General features: G+C 58.0%; 28 protein-coding genes. 25 read left to right on the top strand and 3 right to left on the bottom strand.

Going from position 1 to position 20,822, the window contains the following annotated elements; all coding sequences use genetic code 11:
- The first annotated feature begins 40 nt into the window (after window positions 1–40).
- From Q0844_RS19900 to Q0844_RS19865, 8 genes are read left to right on the top strand one after another with little or no spacing between them, the layout of a single operon-like run.
- Entirely contained in the window at window positions 41–2,026 is a 1,986-nt protein-coding gene (locus tag Q0844_RS19900; protein WP_299048767.1) for a TRAP transporter large permease subunit, read from the top strand.
- On the top strand, window positions 2,011–2,508 hold the full coding sequence (locus Q0844_RS19895; RefSeq protein WP_299048764.1) for a DMT family transporter: 498 nt from the start codon (window positions 2,011–2,013) through the stop codon (window positions 2,506–2,508). The genes Q0844_RS19900 and Q0844_RS19895 overlap by 16 nt, the downstream gene beginning before the upstream one ends.
- On the top strand, window positions 2,448–3,323 hold the full coding sequence (locus Q0844_RS19890) for an IclR family transcriptional regulator C-terminal domain-containing protein (RefSeq protein WP_366523040.1): 876 nt from the start codon (window positions 2,448–2,450) through the stop codon (window positions 3,321–3,323). Before Q0844_RS19895 ends, Q0844_RS19890 begins: the two co-directional genes overlap by 61 nt.
- Complete coding sequence (locus Q0844_RS19885) at window positions 3,320–4,186, top strand: intradiol ring-cleavage dioxygenase (protein WP_299048759.1); 867 nt, start codon at window positions 3,320–3,322, stop codon at window positions 4,184–4,186. Before Q0844_RS19890 ends, Q0844_RS19885 begins: the two co-directional genes overlap by 4 nt.
- Window positions 4,187–4,198: 12 nt before the next feature.
- Complete coding sequence (locus Q0844_RS19880) at window positions 4,199–4,492, top strand: YciI family protein (protein ID WP_299048757.1); 294 nt, start codon at window positions 4,199–4,201, stop codon at window positions 4,490–4,492.
- Window positions 4,489–5,115, top strand: coding sequence for a glutathione S-transferase N-terminal domain-containing protein (locus Q0844_RS19875; RefSeq protein ID WP_299048754.1), 627 nt, complete (start codon window positions 4,489–4,491; stop codon window positions 5,113–5,115). The genes Q0844_RS19880 and Q0844_RS19875 overlap by 4 nt, the downstream gene beginning before the upstream one ends.
- Before the next feature lie 46 nt (window positions 5,116–5,161).
- Window positions 5,162–5,605 carry a VOC family protein gene (locus Q0844_RS19870; RefSeq protein WP_299048751.1) on the top strand — a complete coding sequence of 148 codons (444 nt, stop codon included), beginning with the start codon at window positions 5,162–5,164 and terminating at the stop codon, window positions 5,603–5,605.
- Window positions 5,598–6,230: a glutathione S-transferase N-terminal domain-containing protein gene (locus Q0844_RS19865; protein WP_299048750.1), complete on the top strand. Its 633-nt coding sequence runs from the start codon at window positions 5,598–5,600 to the stop codon at window positions 6,228–6,230. The genes Q0844_RS19870 and Q0844_RS19865 overlap by 8 nt, the downstream gene beginning before the upstream one ends.
- On the opposite strand, the gene Q0844_RS19860 is transcribed toward Q0844_RS19865, so the two are convergent.
- Window positions 6,227–6,802 (bottom strand): TetR/AcrR family transcriptional regulator, encoded by a 576-nt coding sequence (locus tag Q0844_RS19860; protein ID WP_299048748.1) that lies wholly within the window; start codon window positions 6,800–6,802, stop codon window positions 6,227–6,229. The two genes, Q0844_RS19865 and Q0844_RS19860, sit on opposite strands and share 4 nt — an antisense overlap.
- A gap of 104 nt (window positions 6,803–6,906) precedes the next feature.
- Between Q0844_RS19860 and Q0844_RS19855 the strand changes: the two genes are divergently transcribed.
- Both Q0844_RS19855 and Q0844_RS19850 read left to right on the top strand, forming a co-directional pair.
- Window positions 6,907–7,335, top strand: a complete 429-nt coding sequence (locus tag Q0844_RS19855; protein WP_299048746.1) for an antibiotic biosynthesis monooxygenase — start codon at window positions 6,907–6,909, stop codon at window positions 7,333–7,335.
- Between the two features lie 3 nt (window positions 7,336–7,338).
- A complete protein-coding gene (locus Q0844_RS19850; protein WP_299048744.1) occupies window positions 7,339–8,013 on the top strand; it encodes a glutathione S-transferase family protein in 675 nt (224 codons plus the stop codon).
- Window positions 8,014–8,375: 362 nt separating this feature from the next.
- Here Q0844_RS19850 and Q0844_RS19845 read toward each other — a convergent pair whose 3' ends face one another.
- Both Q0844_RS19845 and Q0844_RS19840 read right to left on the bottom strand, forming a co-directional pair.
- Entirely contained in the window at window positions 8,376–8,633 is a 258-nt protein-coding gene (locus Q0844_RS19845; RefSeq protein WP_299048742.1) for a helix-turn-helix transcriptional regulator, read from the bottom strand.
- A gap of 113 nt (window positions 8,634–8,746) precedes the next feature.
- On the bottom strand, window positions 8,747–9,067 hold the full coding sequence (locus Q0844_RS19840; protein WP_299048739.1) for a hypothetical protein: 321 nt from the start codon (window positions 9,065–9,067) through the stop codon (window positions 8,747–8,749).
- A 142-nt stretch (window positions 9,068–9,209) separates the two neighbouring features.
- Here Q0844_RS19840 and Q0844_RS19835 point away from each other — a divergent pair, with 142 nt between their 5' ends.
- From Q0844_RS19835 to Q0844_RS19765, 15 genes are read left to right on the top strand one after another with little or no spacing between them, the layout of a single operon-like run.
- Complete coding sequence (locus Q0844_RS19835) at window positions 9,210–9,566, top strand: hypothetical protein (protein ID WP_299048874.1); 357 nt, start codon at window positions 9,210–9,212, stop codon at window positions 9,564–9,566.
- 43 nt (window positions 9,567–9,609) lie between these two features.
- Complete coding sequence (locus Q0844_RS19830) at window positions 9,610–10,224, top strand: lytic transglycosylase domain-containing protein (RefSeq protein WP_299048712.1); 615 nt, start codon at window positions 9,610–9,612, stop codon at window positions 10,222–10,224.
- Window positions 10,221–10,610 carry a TrbC/VirB2 family protein gene (locus Q0844_RS19825; protein WP_299048710.1) on the top strand — a complete coding sequence of 130 codons (390 nt, stop codon included), beginning with the start codon at window positions 10,221–10,223 and terminating at the stop codon, window positions 10,608–10,610. The genes Q0844_RS19830 and Q0844_RS19825 overlap by 4 nt, the downstream gene beginning before the upstream one ends.
- 12 nt (window positions 10,611–10,622) lie before the next feature.
- Entirely contained in the window at window positions 10,623–10,901 is a 279-nt protein-coding gene (locus Q0844_RS19820) for a VirB3 family type IV secretion system protein (RefSeq protein WP_299048708.1), read from the top strand.
- Complete coding sequence (locus Q0844_RS19815) at window positions 10,891–13,254, top strand: type IV secretion system protein B4 (RefSeq protein WP_299048706.1); 2,364 nt, start codon at window positions 10,891–10,893, stop codon at window positions 13,252–13,254. Before Q0844_RS19820 ends, Q0844_RS19815 begins: the two co-directional genes overlap by 11 nt.
- Window positions 13,251–13,418: a hypothetical protein gene (locus tag Q0844_RS19810; protein ID WP_299048704.1), complete on the top strand. Its 168-nt coding sequence runs from the start codon at window positions 13,251–13,253 to the stop codon at window positions 13,416–13,418. The genes Q0844_RS19815 and Q0844_RS19810 overlap by 4 nt, the downstream gene beginning before the upstream one ends.
- Before the next feature lie 37 nt (window positions 13,419–13,455).
- Window positions 13,456–14,562: a lytic transglycosylase domain-containing protein gene (locus Q0844_RS19805; RefSeq protein ID WP_299048702.1), complete on the top strand. Its 1,107-nt coding sequence runs from the start codon at window positions 13,456–13,458 to the stop codon at window positions 14,560–14,562.
- Window positions 14,562–15,389: a type IV secretion system protein gene (locus tag Q0844_RS19800; protein WP_299048700.1), complete on the top strand. Its 828-nt coding sequence runs from the start codon at window positions 14,562–14,564 to the stop codon at window positions 15,387–15,389. The genes Q0844_RS19805 and Q0844_RS19800 overlap by 1 nt, the downstream gene beginning before the upstream one ends.
- 11 nt (window positions 15,390–15,400) lie before the next feature.
- Entirely contained in the window at window positions 15,401–16,054 is a 654-nt protein-coding gene (locus Q0844_RS19795) for a virB8 family protein (protein ID WP_299048698.1), read from the top strand.
- Between the two features lie 9 nt (window positions 16,055–16,063).
- Complete coding sequence (locus Q0844_RS19790) at window positions 16,064–16,750, top strand: TrbG/VirB9 family P-type conjugative transfer protein (RefSeq protein WP_299048873.1); 687 nt, start codon at window positions 16,064–16,066, stop codon at window positions 16,748–16,750.
- Window positions 16,747–18,138: a TrbI/VirB10 family protein gene (locus Q0844_RS19785; RefSeq protein ID WP_299048696.1), complete on the top strand. Its 1,392-nt coding sequence runs from the start codon at window positions 16,747–16,749 to the stop codon at window positions 18,136–18,138. Before Q0844_RS19790 ends, Q0844_RS19785 begins: the two co-directional genes overlap by 4 nt.
- A 3-nt stretch (window positions 18,139–18,141) precedes the next feature.
- Complete coding sequence (locus tag Q0844_RS19780) at window positions 18,142–19,131, top strand: ATPase, T2SS/T4P/T4SS family (RefSeq protein WP_299048694.1); 990 nt, start codon at window positions 18,142–18,144, stop codon at window positions 19,129–19,131.
- Window positions 19,128–19,331 (top strand): hypothetical protein, encoded by a 204-nt coding sequence (locus Q0844_RS19775; protein WP_299048691.1) that lies wholly within the window; start codon window positions 19,128–19,130, stop codon window positions 19,329–19,331. The genes Q0844_RS19780 and Q0844_RS19775 overlap by 4 nt, the downstream gene beginning before the upstream one ends.
- The gene (locus Q0844_RS19770) at window positions 19,328–19,732 is read left to right on the top strand and encodes a hypothetical protein (RefSeq protein WP_299048688.1); all 405 of its coding nucleotides are present in this window, start codon (window positions 19,328–19,330) and stop codon (window positions 19,730–19,732) included. Before Q0844_RS19775 ends, Q0844_RS19770 begins: the two co-directional genes overlap by 4 nt.
- Window positions 19,733–19,744: 12 nt before the next feature.
- The gene (locus tag Q0844_RS19765) at window positions 19,745–20,821 is read left to right on the top strand and encodes a type IV secretion system protein (RefSeq protein WP_299048685.1); all 1,077 of its coding nucleotides are present in this window, start codon (window positions 19,745–19,747) and stop codon (window positions 20,819–20,821) included.
- The last annotated feature ends 1 nt before the right edge of the window (window position 20,822 follow it).

The raw sequence follows: 20,822 nt of genomic DNA, 5'->3' as shown, positions 1-20,822 counted from the left end.
CTCCCTGCTGCGGGGCCAAAACGGCTCGAAAGGAAATCACATGTCGCGCACACCCACTCTGCTACATCGCCAATCTGATCCAACAAACCCGATAGCTCTTGAAAAGCCGAAATGGTTCGGGTCGCTGCATCTCGGGTTCTCCTACATCGCCGCGATGCTGGCGGCTGGCGCGACCCTATGGATTTTTGTCATAATGTTAATGATATGCGCGGATGTAATCGGGCTAAAGGTGTTCTCACGCCCGCTTTACGGCGTCGTCGAATTGACCGGCGCCTCGATCGTTGCCGTTGTATTTGCCCAGCTACCTCATACGCTGTTCGAAAAACGCATGACGCGGGCCGATTTTCTAATCTCGACGCTGGAAATCAAGACGCCGCACCTGGGGTTGGCGCTGAACCTGATATTCTGTCTTTGCGGTCTGGGCATCTTCGCTGCTCTCGCATGGATGCTGATAGATCCCACCCGTTCGGCCCTACTTGAAGGTGAGTTCATCGGAACCCAAGGCATCTTTACGATGCAGGTGTGGCCGATCAAGGCGATCATCCTTCTGGGCGTCACCATGACCGCACTTGAGTTCGGGTTTCAGTCCATTCGTCTGGCGCACGCAATCCTTGCGGAGAAGGCCGTGAAGGCCGCAATTGTTCCGTTCGGACTGGTCTTGCTGATTTGCATCGCGGTCTGGGTGGCTCCTGATATCGGGCGCATCGGGATCGGCGTGATCGGTGTCGTGGCCATGGTGCTCATGATCCTTCTAGGCATACACATCCCGGTAGCCATGATGCTGGTGGCCTTGGTCGGCGTCTGGTTGATCCGCGAAAATCCAACCCTTGCCCTAAAAACCATCAGATCTGCGGCAACAGGCACGATCAATAAATTCGATTTTGGCGTGGTTCCTCTGTTTGTATTGATGGGGCTGCTCGTTGACGCTTCGGATTTGGGCAAGGACGCCTACCGCGTTGCCGCGTCACTATTGCGACGCCTTTACGGCGGTCTGGCCATCGCAACTGTGGCCGCAAACACTGTTTTCGCGGCGATCACCGGCATTTCCATTGCCTCTGCCGCCGTCTTTACCCGCGTAGCAGTTCCTCAAATGACCGCGCATCACTATTCGTCGGGCTTCGCTGCCGGGACTGTCGCTGGATCATCCGTCCTCGGCATGCTGATACCGCCCAGTCTGCTATTGATTATCTATGGCTTCGTGACCGAAACGAGCGTCGGAAGTCTGTTCATCGCAGCCACTTTGCCGGGGCTGTTGCTCGCTATCTCATTTTGTCTGTTCATCTATCTCGCAGCGCGATTTGCGCCGGAGAAAGTTGGCTGCCCGGACATCGCAGAAGACATCGCACCCGTATCGGGCGGCGAGGTAATTCGTGCCCTGGCCCCCATCTTCTTTCTGGTTTTTGTGGTGCTCGGCGGGATTTACGGTGGCGTTTTCACACCGACACAGGCGGGCGCAGTCGGTGCTGCGACAACACTGATCGTCGCTGTCGCCCGCCGCTCACTTACATGGACAAAACTATGGCTCGTAATGAAAGAAACCGGCGTGATTTCGGTCACAATCCTACTTTTGATCATCGCAGCAGCCGCTTTCACAAAAATGCTCGTGATGTCCGGCATCCCCAACGCAATCGTCTCGGTCTTTCTTGAGCAAGGCATTTCGTTCTGGGGTTTCATGCTTGGCTATTTCGCAGTGATCATTCTGCTGGGCATGTTCCTCGACTCCACCTCGATCATCCTGATCGTCGTGCCTCTCGTGGTCGGCATCGTGCCCGAGATCACACAAGGCATCGTCGCCAGCGATCCGCTGATATGGTTTGGCATCGTCACTATCATCGCGGTCGAAATCGGGCTGCTGACGCCCCCCTTCGGCATCACCGTCTACGTCGTCAAAGCGACGCTCGCGACGGATGACGTAACGCTGACGGCGATATTCAGGGGCGCATTTCCATACGTGCTGATCATGGCGGTCGTGATGCTGATCCTGACGGCCTTTCCGATGATCTCGCTCTTTTGGCTGATGCCATGATTGCCTCAACTCTCCAAAGAAAGAAGCCTGCCCTGATGCTTTTGTTTGGCATTGCTGTTGCCCTGACGTGTGGCGTCCTGATTGGCGTACAACCTGCAATCAACGCCGAAGTCAGCCGTCGTCTTGCGTCCCCTTTCGCCGCTGTTCTGTTTTCGTTGCTGGTAAGCACAGCGATCGTTCTGCCGTTCGCCTTTCTGCAGGATCGGGCGCCAATCGGGCCAGCGATTGCCTCAGCCCCCTGGTGGGTCTGGCTAGGCGGGCTTGCAGGAGCGGCTTTTGTGACTGCGGGCATAACCATTGCACCAATCATGGGCATCGCGCTCTTTCTAATGATCGTCGTCACCGGCCAGCTCGCCGCTGCATCGTTTGCGGATCACTTTGCGCTGTTCGGCACGCCTAAGCGGCCAATGACACTCAGCAGATGTCTGGGTGTGGGTCTGGCACTTGTCGGCGTGCTGACATTCCGGTTCGGCAGGTTCTAGAAATGGGTCTGCACGTTGTCTCACCCGAACGAAGTGTAACTCTTATCAAGGGGTTGTCTGTGTTAGGATTCGTCGCTTCAAGACCTTTTGGGTGTACGATTGCGGAGACGGCCAAAGATGTTGAAATCAGTAGAGCTGCCGCCCGCCGGCTTCTGCTCACCTTTTGCGACATGGACATCTTGCGCCAAGACCAAAAGTGGTTCTTGCCGACACCAAAGCTTGCTGAACTTGCCATAAGCCCAATTGTGACTGAACCCTTCTGGGAAGCGTTGCGTCCGCCCATGAAGCATGTGTCTGAAAAGACGGGCGAAGCCTGCTCAATGTCGACCCTCTATGGTCAGGATATCGTCTACGTCGCGCGCGCGCCAAGCCGCCGTGTGCTTTCCGTCCACCTCGAAGTCGGCAGTCGGCTGCCTGCTGTCCATACCTCGATGGGTCGCGTTCTTCTGTCCAACCTCGTACCGGAGAGGCTGACCGCGTTGATCAACCAGACCGAGCTCCCGCGCAGGACACGTTTTTCATTATCAGACAGGCAAGTTCTATTGGAAACGCTCTGCGGCGTCGCGTCAAATGGCTATGCGATCGTTGATCAAGAGCTTGAAGAAGATCTGATCTCTGTCGCGGTTCCCGTCTTCGCACCGACGGGCGCAACGCTTGCCGCCCTCAATTTCAGTTCGACCCCAACTCGATACCCGTCCAAGCGGCTCCGCGACACCATCGTGCCGATGCTTGAAGCCGCTTCGAAGCAGATCACTGACGTGCTCCGGACGAACCAAGACATCAATTCTCACGCAATCAAGGAGATCAAAAAATGACCAGAAATTTCACCGAAGAGAACGCAACGGCCGAAGTCCTCAGCCGCTACGCAGACTGCCCCGACCCGCGCCTCAAGGAAGTTTCCGAAGCAATTGTGCGCCACCTGCACGCCCTTATCCGCGAGGTTGAGCCAACGACCGCGGAATGGATGCAAGCGCTCGAGTTCCTCACCGAGGTCGGACAAAAATGCGACGACGTCCGCCAGGAGTTTATTCTGCTTTCAGATGTCTTCGGGGTCTCGACACTGGTTGACGCTATCAACAACCGAAAACCCGCAGAGGCGACTGAGTCCACCGTATTGGGCCCCTTTCACATGGTCGAAAGCCCTGCGTACCCGAATGGCGAAAACGTGGCACGCCATGGCAGCGGCGCGCCTTTGGTTGTGACCGGAACGGTGACCGATCTGGATGGAAAGCCCTTACGGCAAGCGAAAGTCGACATTTGGCAGGCCAATGAGGACGGGTTCTACGACGTGCAGAAACCCGGTGAGTTACCCGATCTGAACCTGCGCGGTCTGTTCACGACAGAGGAGGATGGTTCGTTCTGGTTCCGGTCGGTTTTACCCAGCTACTATCCGATCCCAACAGACGGACCCGTCGGGAAAATGGTGCTGGCGTCCGGTCGACACCCTAACCGCCCGGCACACATTCATTTCATTGGGATGGCCGAAGGGCATGAGCCAATCACGAGCCACCTCTTTGTTGAAAACGATCCATACATCGAATCCGACGTCGTCTTTGGTGTGAAGGAAAGCCTCGTGCGGGAATTCGATCTGGTGGATGACCCCGTGCGCGCGGCAGAATATGGCGTGGCCAATCCGTTCTACCATGTCCACAACACCATTTCCCTCGTCAAAAATTGAGGGGCACTGGACATGTTCTATATCGCAAAGGCTCAAGACCGGTCGGGAACCGGCGCCAAAAGGGCCGAGTTTCATCCGAAGCACGCCGCACATCTGGACCGCGCCATCGACAACCCGCGCGTCGTCGTGAGCGGCCCGCTTCTTGATCAGGGCGACGCGCCTGAGGGGTCGTTCTTTATCTTTGAAGCAACGTCGCTCAAAGTTGTTCAAGATTTCTTGGGTCAGGATCCTTTCGCCCAAGAAGGTATCTGGGCGTCGCACGAAGCGCAGGCATTCGATTGGCGGCGCGGAAAGCCTGCCCCATGATCCGTCTTTGGGGCAGAAGCACCTCGACCAATGTTCAGAAAGTCCTTTGGTTTACCGAAGAGCTTAAGCTGGACATAGAACACCGCGAAGTTGGTGGGCCATTCGGTGGGCTCGATACGCCAGAGTTTGCCCGACTGAACCCAAACCGTACGGTGCCTGTGCTCGAATACGATGGATGCGTCATTTGGGAGTCTCATGCAATCCTGCGCTTTCTTGCCAACAAAAACGGAGCAGAAAGCTACTACCCTGGGAACGCAAATGAACGCTCCTATGATGACCGCTGGCTCGATTGGCACTCAAACGTGTTCTGGCCACCGATCAGAACGTTGTTTCTCGATGGATGGCGCGACAAGGTGTTCGCTCTCAATTCACCGGAGGCATCGAAGCTGTTTGCGCGGGTCGCAGCGAATGTGGACCTCCTTGAAACGTGCCGCGTTGGCGAAGCCGAAAGCTCAGGCGATGCTCGTCTGAGCGACCTCCCGCTTGTGATCGGGTTGAACCGGCTTCTTACCGTAAATCCCGAATTCACACTTCCACCCCATGTCGCAGACTGGTTCGCGCGGCTGACGTCACGACCGGGATTTTCTGTCGTTCGTGATGCAGAACGAAACCTAAGGATCTGAAAAAGTGAGATATCCCACAGTATTTGCCGCAATCGTCGCTGTCGGCATGATGACAACAACCGCCAAGGCACAGGAATTTGATCTGACATTCAACAATGTTGCGATCTCCGTTTCCGATCTGGACGAAAGCATCGCGTTCTACCGCGACATCCTCGGGTTCGAGGTCGTATCCCAAACCTATTTTGAACCGGTCTCCGCAAAGGTCGCATTCATCGCCCTCGCGGATGTTCGGCTGGAACTGCTTGAGGTCGAAGGCTCCGAACGGTTGCCAGAACTGGATACCCCACCCCCAACCCATCTGCTTACGCAAGGGTTCAAGGCCATCGTGTTTGATGTGAACGATCTGTCCGGTTTCACACAATATCTGAACGCGAACGAGGTCGAGACTCTTTGGGAAGAACTCGTGCTTGATGATGCCGGTTCGACGTCGACGCTGTTTCGCGATCCGGACGGGAACCTCATCAACGTCTTCGGGGTCAGCGATGATTGAGCTTTATTATTGGAAAACATCCAACGGTCACAAAGTGGCAATCTGCCTTGAGGAAATGGAACTCGCGTACCGTGTCACGGCAGTCGATATCCAGAAAGACGAGCAGTTTTCACCGCAATTCCTGTCGATCAATCCGAACAACAAGATCCCTGCGATCGTTGATCACGCACCGTCAGACGGTCTTTCACGGCAGGAAGTCTTCGAGTCCGGGGCGATATTGCTCTATCTGGCCGAAAAGACCGGCCTCTTTCTTCCAAAGACCGCGCCGGAGCGGATGGAGGTCTTGCAATGGCTCTTTTGGCAGGCAGCAGGGTTCGGACCCATGCTTGGTCAAGCGCATCACTTTAACCGAAAGGCGCCTGACGATGCTCACTATGCCAGGGAACGGTATAACAAAGAGGCGCTTCACCTCTATGGCGTGTTGGATCGCAGGCTTGAAGGGCGCGACTTCGTCGCTGGTGCCTATTCAATTGCAGACATGATGATTTTTCCATGGGTGCAAAGACATGCTTGGCAAAATGTCGATCTCAATGATTTTCCCGCAGTACACTCATGGAGCGAACGGATATCGGCGCGCCCTGCGATTCAGAAAGCCTACGCCCTTCCGGATCGCCTTGGGATTTAGTCCTTAGCGATCAGGACAAGGTCCACAACCGCTTCAAGGTCTTCCTTGGTCGCAAGGTTTCGCGCAGAGGCTGATAAGCCCCGCATTAAGATGAGAATGGTCGAGGCCGAACTTTCGGCCTCTTCTGCACCCAACTCCTGCAACCGTTCCGCTATTACCAGCTGTGTGCCCTGCGCTTGCGCCGCCACTAGCGCGTTCGCCTCCGGATCCTGTGAGGTGAGCGTCCCATCAAGGACCAGGCACCCTTTGATTTCTCCTGAGGTGTAGGCATCTGCGGCAGCGCGAAGGACCTTGTCCCACACCTCCCGCTCTGTCTGCGCCTGCTCAAGTGCCTCTCCAACGAAACGTCCGGTCGAACTGGCGTAGGCCTCTACCGCGCGCTCATATAGACCCAGCTTGTTGCCGAAGGCCGAATATAGCGATGTCGGGGTGATCCCCAAAGTGTCGCAAATCTCGCTCACGCCAACCACATCATACCCGCGACTGGCAAAAAGTAATTGCGCCTGCCGAACACCGCTTTCGATGTCAAACTTTCTTGGACGGCCTCGCGTTCTTTTTTGTGAAGTGGTCACTACATTAATCCTTGACCATAGCGATCAATTTAACTATCGATCACTACATTAATCCGTTTTGTCCCAAGATTCAACGGATTTCTCCAACCTAAAGGATATTGACTATGTTCTCTACGCTAAACCTCTCACCACTGAAAGCCGTCGCGTTCGCCGCTGGCGTCGCGCTCGCCCCGATTTCCGCAAGTGCCCAGGATGCAACCGTCTCGATTGCTGAAGCAGGCGATGCCGTCACTTTCATCAACGTGATGACGCCAAATGAAGGCGTTACGATCCAGGAACTGGCCCAGCAACTAACCCTAGCAATGGAGACCGAAATCAGCAGCTTCGACGGCTTTCGCAACGCGTCGGTCCACATCAGCCGCGATGAAACTGTCGTGACAAACTATGCGCAATGGGACAGTGAAGCGTCTGTGCAAGCGGTCGTCGAAGCCCTGACCGCCGGTGATCTGCCCGAATTGGGCAAAGCCTTCACCATTTCCAGCCCGGTTTTCCATCCCTACGATGTGTTCAGCATCACATTGGCGGCTGAATAACGGATGTCAGATCTCACATTCTACTTTCACCCCTCGCCAAATCCGCTGAAGGTCGCGCTCTTGTTGGAAGAGCTCGAGCTTGATTACGACGTCAAGCCGGTTGACACGTTCAAGGGCGAACAGCACAAGCCGGAGTTTCTTGCGCTGAACCCGAATGCGAAGTTACCCGTTCTGGTGGACGGTGACGCCACAATTTTCGACTCCAACGCGATCTTGCTCTACTTGGCCGAAAAGCACGGTAAGTTCCTCCCGCAGGATCCGGCCGTGCGTGCGGGCGTCCTAAGCTGGCATCACTTTATTGCAACGGGACTGTCGCCTTTTTCAGGGCAGGCAGTCCATTTTCTCAAGATGTGCCCCGAAGACATCCCCTACGCCAAGAACCGCTACGAGAAAGAAGTGGCGCGCCACTATGCCGTCCTTGATGAACGCCTGAAAACGAACGCGTTTATTGCGGGTGACACATACTCCATCGCCGACATTGGTGCGTGGGGCTGGATGAACTTCGCGCCCTATATCTTTGACGATGGCTTGGCGCAGTTCCCAAATGTCGCGCGGCTTTTTGATGCGATCTCTGCAAATCCCGCCGCTCAGCGGGTTGAGGCGCTGAAGGGTCGTCACGAGTTCAAGCAGGACTTTGATGACGAAACAGCCAAGGCACTGTTTCCACAAAACTTTTGAACCTCGTGAAAATCAGGAGAAAATACAAACTAGCGATCATTGGTCGCTAGTTTGTTTCTTTGGAGAGCAAATGAACTCAGAAGGTCACCTGGAGGCAGTGCCGATCAAGAAAATCCTTGATGCTCGAACAGGCAAAGTCGTGGGTTGGTTGTATTTGTGGAACAACGGTGAAGTTGCCCCAATGTGGATTGCCGACGAGCCTACCGATGAGATTTTTCCATCATTCTCGAGGCAAGGTCCCGCAGAATACTAGTCTGGTCAGTTGCTGATCGCTGGAACCGCCATTGGAGGTGCGCAACTAAACCACACTGTTTCTGTACCTCTCACTAGTTTCTTTAATGTTTTGAGGCACATTGCCCAATCTAGAGCTGATGATCAGGCTCTGTCATTCGCTCTGCAACATCCAAAAGTTCATGCGCATCTCCGTCAATTGCTCGCGACAAGACAATTAGCTCGATCACATCGATCCGACGCTGCCCACTTTCCAATCTCGCCACGAATGATTGATGGCACTTGAGCCGTGAAGCCAACTCAGTCTGCGTTAGACCAGCCGCCTTCCTCGCTGCGATCAGGGCTTCGCGCAGCGCCTCATGTCCAGAACTTCTAATCGTTTTTGCCACGCGTCACATACCTCTTGTGACGGGGCTAATCTGCTTTATAGATTATCTAAAATCTGGATAAGTTGGAGGTCTCTGGAAGTGCATGGCAGATCAGGAAACATAAAAAATCTGCGTCACGGACCAACCGTCTCAAGGAAGCGTCCGAATTCTTCGCTAACCTCACGCGCCTCTTCAAAAGCCCGTGCTCGTTCGTCCTCAAGACACCGAAAGTAGCCCTGAACATCGCGAATGTAGAACTCGAAGTCCGACCGAATCACATCCGCATATTCCCGCGCTGCTTGAGGATCGCTCGGAACGAATGGTCTCTGCGGCGCGAGACAGGTCTCAGCTACTGCGTCGCTGCCAAACAACAACGACAAAGCTATAGCCTGGCTACCGAGGAGCCAACACAACCGGAGGTTCTCCGAACCCCGTAAAACCTTGATAGAATCCATGGCGCATGCCTAATGGGTGCGCAACCAGAGTACAGCCGCAACGACAAAATAATATCTTGCGGTCATTTATATAGCATCGTAGGCTTGGGCATCAACTCCTGATACCCGGGTCTTCGCCTTTAGGGAGAACATGATCCGGGTGATGGACCTAGAACAAGAAGCACCAAATGTGGTCACTGAACCCAGATTCCGCGATCTGGTCGCCGACGGCTATCGCGTGGAAGTTGTCTGCAAGGAGGCAGCGTATAAGAAGGGCCCCAACTGGCATGGGGTCTGGATCATGCGCGCTGTCAGCGACGAAGGGCTCGAAAAGCTCTTGGTCACTGCGCGTACACGCACATCTCGCAACGATATCAAGATCCGTGAGATCAAAACCGTCACGGGTGTCATCTCCTTTCTGCAAGGCATCGGCTTTTCCCATGCCGACATCCCGCTCGAGGAAGGAAAGCGAACAGAGCTTAAGCTCTCGGGCGAAGAACTGGCGGCAAGCCGGGCTTAGCGCCCTTCTCGTCTCATTTCTGATGTCTCCAGTGTCGGCACAAATGGTGCTGGTGATGGAGGACGATGGCTCGCTTCGCCCGTCTGAGGCGCAAGAGCGTTTTGCACGCAACTACGTTGGCGGGATTGGTCAAGGTTCTGCCGAGACCGCTCTGATCATCTTCGGAGAAGGCGTTGCAGACCAAGAAGAGGTTCGCGTTGCCGCCGTCGCGCCCAGAGCCATCGCTCCCCGCCCCGAACTCCTCGCTGCCATCGAAGACACCGCTCTACGCTACGTCGGTCATCCCGGCCTTCGCGCCGCGGATCTCACTGTCACCGGTTGGATGAACCTCTATCGGGCCAATATCGAGATCGAGAGCGCTTACGACCCGCAGGCAGTCTCCTCTGCCGGAGCCATTGGGTTGGGTCAACTCATGCCAGCGACAGCCAGTGTGCTTGGCGTTGATCCTCGAGACTGGCAGCAAAACCTCGATGGGTCCGCGCGATATCTCGCAATGATGCTCTCGGAGTTTGGCGACGTTCGCTTAGCGCTGGCTGCGTACAACGCCGGGCCGGATGCGGTCCGTCGATACGGGGGGATCCCTCCCTTTCGGGAAACCCAAAACCACGTCAGCCGCGTGCTGGCCGTCTTCAACCGGCTGGAAGGAGCGACCCAATGAACTCCCGATCTTTGTGGAAACCAAGAATCAAATCACTTTTCGCCAATGTCACGAGAGCGCGAAGCGCGGCAGTGCATTGGCGAACCTACCATTTCCGCACAAGTCGGCTGCATTTCTTTATCGCATCTTTCTCTTTGTTTGTGCTCGCGGCCGAACCCGCGCTCGCGCAGAGCATCGATCTCTCCCCGATCCAGAGCCTGCTGCAAGGCATCGTGGACGCCCTCACGGGACCACTTGGCGTCGTCATCGCGACGCTCGCGGTCCTTGGCGTTTTCCTGAGCTGGTTCTTCAATATCATCGATTTGCGCCAGGCGCTTTGGGTGTTAGTTGGGATCGCAGGCGTGGCTGCTGCACCAACGATCGTTGCGGCTGTCTTCGGAGCCTGAGGGAGAGCGGGTGTGGCTGAGCGATCTCCCCTCTTCCTGGGCCTCGTGCGCCCGCCCAAGCTTCTCGGGCTGCCGATCATGTATGCGATGGTCTGGCTCTTCGGGTCTGTGCTGCTCTTTGTCTGGATCCAGCACATCGCCCTGCTCGGCGTCGCCGCCATCCTCTACCCCGCGCTTTGGAAAGCCGCCGATTGGGACCCGCGCTTCATCGACGTGATGATGACCGCCCTGCAGGAAACGCCGCCGACGCGGAACCGCAGCATCCACGGGGGCGACAGCTATGCCCCGTGACGAGACGCTGGATGAACGCACCCTCATGCCGGACTGGTACGCCCGCGAGAAACATCTCGCGCATATGCTGCCCTATGTCAGTCTGGTCGATGACCACACGGTGCGCACACGGGTCAATGAGCTCTTCCAATGCATCCGTCTGAGCGGCGTGAACAGCTACACGACCGATGATGTCTATCTCGACAAGGTGACGGCACTTTTCGCCCGGATCATCGCACAGCTTGGGCCGGAGTTCAGCTACTACGTTCACAAGGTCTCGAAAGCGATCACCCCGGACCTCCTCCCCGTCCCCGGTGATCACTACGCGGCGGCGGTCGATGAGAGATGGCGCGAGAAGCTCAGGCAAGCCGGCCTGCGCGATAAGACGCTGACACTCACAATCATCCATCGGCCGCCGCCGAGGAGCTTTCTTGGGTTCATGAATAGGAGCGATCCGGGGCGGTTCAAGACAGAGACGCAGAAACGAGTCCGGCGTCTCAACGAAGCTGTGGGTGTCTTCACCTCCGGCCTAGCCGACCTGAAGCCGCGCCTCCTCTCCGCACAATCAGGCGAGTTGGTGGGTTTTCTGGGCGCGCTTAACACCGGTCAAGAACGACCGCTCTACCCGGCCAATCGATATGGCTTCCTCGCAACCAACGTGGCCAACACCCGCGTGACCTTCTTCGATGAGCATTTCGAGCTCTCAGAGGGTGTCGTCGGACAACGCTATGGCAAGAGCTTCACCATCGGCGAATACTCCGAGGCCACGACCTGCACGATGTTCGACATGCTGAACCTGCCCGTCGACATGATTGTCACGCATTCCTTCACACCGATCAATTCGAACCTGATGGCCGGTCGGATCAAACGCCAGAAGCGCCAGATGCAGGCCTCTCAGGACGCCGCCCTCTCGCTCCTCGAAGCGCTCGACATCGCGCATGATGATCTGGAGGCCAAGCGCCAGAGCTTCGGTGAGCACCATATGGTCGTGACGGTGTTCTGCGACACGCTCGACGAATTGCAGACCCTCGGGGCCGAGATCGTAAATGCCGCCGCAGCCCAAGGCGTGAAGATGATCGGCGAGCGCATGGCCGCCAAGACCCACTACTTTAGCCAGCATCCAGGCAATCAGCCGAAGCGCGTGCGTGCCAGTGCGGTGACCAACCGCAACTTCGCGGATTTCGCGGCCCTGCATCGCACGCAACTCGGCAAGGACAAACACCAGCTCCCCTGGGGCCAGGAGATCACGCTCTTCCCGACGCCAGAGCAAAGCGCGTACCGGTTTTCCTACCACGAGCAAGGTTCAACCGACAAAGAGCCAACCGGGGGCCACACGCTCATATTGGGGCGTCCCGGGTCCGGCAAATCCGTTCTCTCGGCCTTCCTAATGACGCAAGCGCGTCGCGTCGGCGCGCGCATTTTCGTCTTTGACTATCGGCTCGGCATGGAGATGGCCGTGCGCGCCAATGGCGGGCGTTATGCCTCCGTGAAAGCCGGCAAGCCAACCGGTCTCAACCCGCTCTGGACCGAGATCGATGATCGCGGCACGGCCTGGCTTTCGGACTGGTTGGCCTCCTTGCTCTATCGCTCGGACAAACCTCTCGCGCCCGCCCAGACCAACCGTATCCAGGAAGTGGTTCGCCAGAACGCAGGCGCGGCCAATCCGCAGTTACGCAACTGGAAGGACTTCGCTTCCCTCTTTGTCTCGACCGATGACGATGGCGATCTACACCAGCGCTTGCTCGAATGGACAGTAGACGGGCGCTACGGCTGGATTTTCGGGCAAAGCCTGGAAGACACCTTCTCGCTAGAGGGCGATGTGGTTGGTTTCGATCTCACGGGCATCCTGGACTCGGAATCCGAAAAAGAACGCATGGCCGTGCTCTCCTACCTCTTCCGAAGAGTCGAGCGCGAAATCGAAGACCGCCGCCCAACGATCATCATCATCGATGAGGCCTGGAAGGCGCTTGACAACCCGTATTTTGCGGAACGTCTTTCGAACTGGCTGGTGACGGCGCGAAAGCAGAACACCGTCGCGGTGATGATGACCCAATATGCGAGCCAGCTAGAGCGCACCCGCACGGGCAAGACCATCATTGAAGCCGTGCCCACGCAGATCCTGCTGCCAAACATCCGGGCCCATGCCTCGGATTACGCGATGTTGAACCTCTACGAGAAAGAACTCGATGTGCTCCTGAACACTGGCAGCGACAGCCGCCTCGCCCTGATCCGCGATGATACCGGTTCGGTTGTAGTTGACGCCGATCTCTCGGCCCTCGGTCCCTATCTCACCATGCTTGGCGGCATGGAAAAGGGTGAGGCGCTCGTCGGCGCCGACTATCGCGATCGACCTGACTTCTGGAGGCTCCCATGATCCGAACTCTCGTCCTGTTGGCTCTGATCGGGTTTCTCTCCGCCTGCGCGCAATACCGGGAGCCGACGGTCAATTGCTTCGCCTTTCGAGCCTCCGTCGCGCCTGTCGAACCAGACTGCATCTTTGAACCGCTTGAGACGCCGGGGGCCGACGTTGAGGTCTAAGCTTCCTCATATCGTCTTGCTGTGCCTGTTGACCGGTATGGCGGCCGCTCAGGGCGTTCCTACCAACGATACTGGTCTGACAGCCCGCGATCTCGTCGAAACCCGCCACCGCGAGACCGATCTTGGCATCCAACGCGAGACGCTGGCCGTCGAAGAACTTCTCAGTGAAATCGAACAAGAGCAGCTCGCAGTCCTGCAAAGTATACTCGATGCACAGACGAGTTTCGGCGGACAGGGCTTGCCCGCACTGGTGTCGACGCTCGAGTCCGGAAGCGACGATGATGCACGAAGCGTAGAAGCAGTTTACGGCACCGGCGATCTCGACCCCAATCCCGGCGGCGCGCAGATGTTTGGAGATGCGGCGCATAACATCGAGCAATTGATCATCCGGGTGGCCCAGGAAACCCATGGCCGGCCCGGGATCAGCCGTGCGGGCCTGTCCGTCGTACAATGGCGCGCGCTCCTGCAAGCGTTGATCTGGCAGGAAAGCCGCTTCTCCATCGGTGCGCGTTCGCCCGTCGGGGCCTTCGGCCTCACCCAGATCATGCCGGGCACGGCCTCCGATCTCGGGATCAACCCGGAATACTATGACAGCCCCTATCTGCAGGTCGAAGGCGGTGCGCGCTATCTGGCCGCACAACTTAACAGCTTCGACGGCAACATCATCAATGCACTGGCGGCCTACAATGCCGGTCCGGGCCGCGTTATTGAATATGGCGGCGTGCCGCCCTTCGCCGAGACACAGCACTACGTCCAGGTCATCCCGGAACGCTACAACCTTTATCTCTCGCGGATTGGCGGTATCGAGGCACTTGGCACCATCGACCCCGCCCTACTGGCCAACGCCAATCTCTCCCTGACCGGCCATGGCGCGGCCTACTATGGCAGCAATTCTCCGGCTGCGATCCGCCAGGCCGCTATGCGCATTCAGGACATCGTGCGCCGCATCGGCGAGACCGAGGACATCCAGGAAAGCATTGCCCTCAACACTTACGCCCGCGCCGAACTCGTGCGTCTGATGGCGGCACGCATCCGTCTGCAAGCCGCCCGTACGCAACCCCTCAGTGCCGCGCAGCTTGCACAGGCCTCTGCAAGGATGGCCGAGGGCGACTTCATGGAATTCACTTTGGAGGACCTGGACTGATGAGACTGAACACCTTCCGCAAATCGGCGCTGCCCACACCCATACTCATCGGAGCACTCACCTTTCTGAGTCCCAACCTTTTGCCAGCTCCGGCCCATGCCCAAGGCGTGCCTGTCGTCGACACACAGAACATCACGCAAAACATCCAGCAGCTTCGACAGATGATCGAAGACGAACTTTTACAAAACGAGCAGTTGCTGCAGCTCCGCGAACAATTGGCCACCCTCACGGAACAGCTCGCGGAGTTGCAGCGAACCTACGAGGCTCTGACCCGCCTCGCCGAGCTGCCGGAAATCATCCAGACCGAGATGGAAGAGGAATTGAACGGGCTGCTCGATCAGGAATTCGGCGACATCCTCGCCACAATCCGAGCGATCCGGACTGGGGATTTCTCGGGCCTCAGCGGCTCCGGGGCCAGCGAGATCGAAACGCAAATGGACCAGGTTCTGGCCGATCTTGGGTTCGACGAGGACACGCTGAGCGAGATGGCCCGGAGCGGCAATCCGGGGGCGGAACGGATCGCAACGCAGGCCACGACCGGCGCGCTCGTCTCGGCGGCAGCCCAGAACAGTTATTACGATGCCGGGCAGTCGCTGGAACGCGTCGAACGGCTCGTTGGGCTCATCGATGATATGGATGAGCTCAAGGAAAGCGTCGATCTCAACACCCGCGTCACGGCCGAACTCGCTATCGCGCTCGTCGCCATGTGGCAGCTCGAGGCTGTGCAGACCGTGGGGGATGGCACCGGCGGTGTCATTGATGCGGCCACTATCGCTGAGGAACAGCGCTTCATGGAGTTCACCCTCCCTGATCTGCGAGCGGACTGAGGCGCGCCAAATTGGATGAAGAAACCGCCATCATCGAAGAGGAACTGGTCTACGGCGCGCTCAGACGGGAACGACTCTGGCAGCGCCTCGGGCTAATGGGCCTCATCTTTGGCATCCTCGGGTGCTTGGCGGCCGCTACTGTCGCGATCCTCGATGTCGATCCGCCGCCCGTAGTCGTCCCTTATGATCCGGAGACCGGCTTCGCGCTACCGGAAGCCGCGGTCGGCGCCACGACCGTGACCGAGAATCAGGCGATCATTGAAGCGGAGGTCTTCCGCTATGTGACCGACCGCGAGGTCTACAACCAGCTCGACAATGACGTGCGCATCCGCAGCGTCTTACAGCGCTCAGATGGGGCGGCCGCAGCCTCTGTGCGCCAGATCTGGAATTCGGCCAATTCAGAGTATCCCCCGACGCTTTACGGACCCAACGCCCGCCTCGAGGTCGAGATCCTCAGCATCAACCGGATCGGCACCAACCGCGCGACCGTACGCCTGCGGAAACGGCTGACCTCCATCAATGGCGTCCAGACCGGCCTTTTCACCGCGACTTTGCTCTTCGAATTTCGCCCCGAGGAAAGCCGTTCCATCGATCAGGTCTGGACCAACCCGTTCGGATTCACGGTCGTTGAATACGCCATCCGCTCAGACAGATTGGAGAATTAAGTGAAGTTTTTGAGTGCTGCCTTTGCCTGTCTGGTTTTGATCCCTGCCCTCGCCATCGCAGAGGCGATCCCGCGCGGCGGTCCCAATGACAATCGCGTCCGGGTCGCGACCTATCAGGAGGGTCAGGTCTATCGACTGAATGTTTCACTCACCCATGTGACCACCATCGAGTTTGGCGAAGGCGAGAGCATTCGGTCGATCATTTCTGGCGACACGGAGGGTTTTGAGATCGACGGCGTCCCCGGCGGTCAGGCCTTTGCAATCAAACCGCTCGCCCGCGGCGTGCGCACCAACGTGACCGTCTACACAAATCGGCGGAGCTATTATTTCAACGTCACAGAGGCCTCGACCCCGACCTTCTATGTGGTCCAGTTCCGCTATCCAGAGGATGAGCAACAGCCCACAAACGTCATCGCCCAGGCCGCGCCGAACTACAATTACGGGGCCAGCGAACGCCTCGACTTCACACCCGCGCGGGTCTGGGATGATGGGACCTTCACTTATTTCGAGTTTGCCCGAAACGCGCCGGTGCCGGCGATATTCCGATACGCCAATGGGCGCGAACGGACAGCGAATACGCAGGCTGTTGAAAATGGGGTCATCCGGGTCTCTGGTGTGCATGGCCAATGGGTGCTGCGGCTTGGTGAGGATGTGGTCTGCATCCAGGCCGCACTGCCCACAGGGGTGTCCTCATGAGCGATAGCAACGCCGATCTTGAGAAACGCCTCGCCGCCCTTGAACAGAGCGGGTCCAGACGTGGTTCCACCCCGAAGCGGCGCTCTCCGCTTCTCGCGCTGCTCGTTATTGGCCTGATCGCGGCTGGTGGCATCGTGCTCTACGTCCTGTCTCAGCCCGAAGAAGAGGTTGCACTGCCGACGGCCACGCCCGACGTGTTCCAGACGGAGGGTGACGGCTTCGGCGAAATTGAACCCTTCGTGCCGCCACCTGCCCCAGACCCTGAGATTGTTCTCGTCACGCCGGAGCCTGCGGAGCCGAATGCCGAACTGCTAGCGCAGCTCGAAGCCCTCCAGGCGCAGATCGAAGAGCTGCGGAATGCGCCCAAGCCCGTCGTTGCAGAAGATACCGCCGCAGCAGAGGCCATCGACGCGCTCACCGAACAGATCGCCGCCCTACAGGCCGCCTCGGAGAACGGGCAACAGCAATTCCAGGACGAGCTCGCGGCCCGAGACCGCGAATTACAGCAATTGCGCATAGACCTCGACCTCGCCCGTCTTGAGGCCACCGCCCCTGCCCAGGCCCCCCTTGGTCCAAGCGAAGACGAGTTGCTCCGGCGAGAACAAGAGCGGCTGCGCCAGGAAGAAGAGGCGCGACGACTGGCTGACCTGCAGCGCCGCGCGGAGGAGGAACGCGCCTTCCAGGAGCGCCGCATCGCCTCACCCGTGATCGCCTTCGGAGGCGCGGGCGGCACCAATCCGGGCGCGACCGAACTCACGGAGCGGACATTCGGAGACGTGACGGATTTTGTGCTGAATGGCGCGCTGCCTACGCAAGTCACTCAAGCGCAGGTCATCGCCAACCCCTCGAACACCGTGATTCAAGGCACGATGATCCAGGCCGTTATGGAAACGGCCCTCGACTCTTCATTGCCCGGCCAAGTTCGCGCGATCATCTCTGAGGACGTCTACAGCTACGATGGCACGCGGCTGCTGATCCCGCGCGGGTCTCGTCTGATCGGGCGCTACCGCTCCGGGCTGGAGATCGCGCAGCGCCGGGTCACCATCGCCTGGGACAGGATCATCCTGCCCACGGACCAGACGATCCAGATCAGCTCCTTTGGCGGCGATCAGCTTGGCCGGTCGGGTGTCACGGGCTTTGTCGATACCCGTTTTGATGAACGCTTCGGCTCGGCAGCCCTCATCTCGATCATCTCCGCGGCCCCAACTGCGGCCGCCAGCGGGGTTGAAGATGAAACCGCGGCCGACATTCTCGAAGACGTCGGTGATGACCTTGCCGACGCGACCGACAGCGTGATCGGCGAGTATCTCTCCATCGGACCGGTCATCTATGTCGACCAAGGCGCGCGCGTCACCGTCATGGTCGATCGCGATTTGGAGATTTTCTAGGCCATGACCCTAAGCTATCTCCAGACCTCTCTCGACAAGCTAACGGACGCGTCCCGCGATGACGTGATCGAAATCTGCATCAACCCCGACGGCTCCTGTTGGGGCGAGTTCCAGGGAGACCATTTCATGCGGGCTTTGGATCAGCATATGAGCGTCACCGAAGTGAAAGATCTCGGCAACCAGATCGCCTCCAGCGCCAACACAACGATGAGCAAGGATAAGCCCATCGTCTCGGTGTCGATCACCTATCTCAACCGACCGATCCGCGCGCAGGTCATTACGCCGCCGGCCGTGCTAGACGGAATGTCGATCTCACTGCGCTTTTTTTCGAGTCTACCACTCGATGCCATCGAACTGCGCTACCTATTTGGGGAAGAACGCAAACTCGAAGAGCTGCGCGAAGCGAAGAACCGCGCCTTGCGCGATGTCGTGGCCTCGGGCGCGATCACGGATGCCGTTCAATTCTGCGTCGAGAACAAGCTCAACATGATCGTCTCCGGCGGCACCTCCACCGGCAAGACCGTCGCAGCCCGCAAGATCCTTTCTTACGTCGGCGACTATGAGCGGATCGTGACCATCGAAGAAGCAGCGGAACTGCTGCCCGCACAGCCGAACGCCGTCACGCTCATTGCCAACCGCGATGCCAAATTCCAGACCGCCGATGTGCTTCTGACCGCCACCCTGCGCATGCGGCCTGACCGGATCATCCTCGGCGAGGTCCGTGGCAAAGAAGCCATGACCTTCCTCGAGGCGATCAACACGGGCCATGGCGGCTCCATGACGACCCTGCACGCCGAAACCCCCCAACTCGCGGTTCAGCGCCTCGCCATCGCGGCCCTCAAGACGGAGATCCCAATGACCTATCAGGACATGGTCCAGTACATCGAAAGCTCGATCGACGTGATCATCCAGGCCGGGCGAAAAGACGGCGCGCGCGGAATCACCGAGTTCTATCTGCCGGGCACCAGACTGGACGAAGGAGATGCCGCATGACCCGTTTTGAATATCAGATCGTCGCCTATCCGATGGACCAGAAAACCAGCCTCATCGAGATGCAGGAGGATTTGAACTTGCGCGGGAACCAAGGGTGGGAGGTTGTCTCAGTCAGCACGTCTGAATTCGCCCATCTCGGCCATACGGCGTTTCTAAAGCGCGAGATCGCTGATCTCGTCGAAGGAGACCAGACGTCATGAAACCGCCGAGATTTCTTTTGGTCGTTGTTCTCGGCCTCGCACCATGCCCGGCAATTGCAGAACGCAACCTCATTCCAACGATGGACGGCGTGTCCAACATCTGCCCAGATCGCCCGGAAGAGCCGCAATGGATGCAAGAGATCGCATTGCGAGACGCGTATCAGCGCGTGCTGGTGCAAGACATCTACAGAGCACAAAGTCTCGCGCGAGTCGTCGAAACCGGTGATTGCGCCTGCCAGACTCTGTTCCCTCCGTGGGATGCCGCCGTGGCGGATTTCAACGAACAGTTCACCACCAGCGAACGTTGGGAAATGCTGGACGCCTCGAGCGCATACGGACGCGAGGCGAACGCATTGCGCCCGCAGGCCATGGCGATCTGTGAAGCTGTGGGCAACTGGTAAGGTGCGCGAGAAATGAGCGTCGTCACCTACTTTGTCGAAACCTCGCAAGGTTATCTAGATTCCGCCGCTGAGACACAGTTTGGCGCTGTAGCGGCGACGGTCGGAACCTTGCTCGTCCTCGGAACAACCCTCGCGGTGCTCTTCGTATTCATCAACATGATCTATCAGTATCGAGCCATGGATGGGCGCACGGCTTTCTGGCTAGCAGTCAAGGTAGGGCTGATCGGGATATTTGCGACCAATTGGGTGCAGTTTAATGCGCTTTCTGGGGCGATCCTGAACGGCATCGACAGCATCGCAGGATCGCTTGTGGCGTCTGTTGGAGGTGGCACGCCCGGCCCATCCGGGACCTTTGCCGAAGAGTTTGACCGGCTGATCGAAGAACTTGGGGAGTATCTGAACGCGGCAGGCTCGGAACTGAACTGGATGGCAGGAGCGCTTCTGGACGTTCTGGGAGTGCTCTTGCTTTCGATCCTGGGAGGTCTGGCGGCGTTCATTCTCGTGGCCTCCCGGCTGATGATCGCGCTGCTTATCGGGATCGCCCCAGTTATGATCTTCCTGACGCTGTTTGACGTGACGAAAGACTATTTTGCGCGCTGGCTTTCGGCGCTCATCTCATTTGCCCTCTATCCGATTGTCGTCGCGGGTGTGTTCGCGACCATCACCGGCGTGTCATCCGCGCTCATTGGTGAGTTGGGAGACCCTGAAGGTGCATCCAATATCGGCGCGCTAATCCCGTTTTTCATGATGGTTCTGATGGCAAAAGGGTTCATCATTGCTACGCCGTTCATCGTCCGCGCGATCTCCGGGAACATCATGATGCCGGCACTCTCAGGCGGCCTTAGCGGCGCCTACAGCTTCGGCCGCGCCGCCATGGGCAGCCAGCAGGCCTACAACCGCTATCTGGTGGGTGGGGCGAGTGGAGCGGAATATGCAGCGCTCCGTGCACGGCAGATGTTCGGTGTTCAGCAAATGCCGATGCGACCAGGAATAAGCCAAATGTCACCGCCGGGCGGGACCGCAGGTCCAGGAACCGGAGCGCAGATGTTGGCGCAGCTGGCGCGATTGGGAAGATTGGGACGGAGATAAG

It is taken from the genome of uncultured Tateyamaria sp., from assembly GCF_947503465.1.
Taxonomy (GTDB): domain Bacteria; phylum Pseudomonadota; class Alphaproteobacteria; order Rhodobacterales; family Rhodobacteraceae; genus Tateyamaria.
The sequence above is the reverse complement of the archived record's forward strand: the minus strand, read 5'-3'. Positions and strand labels throughout refer to the sequence as shown.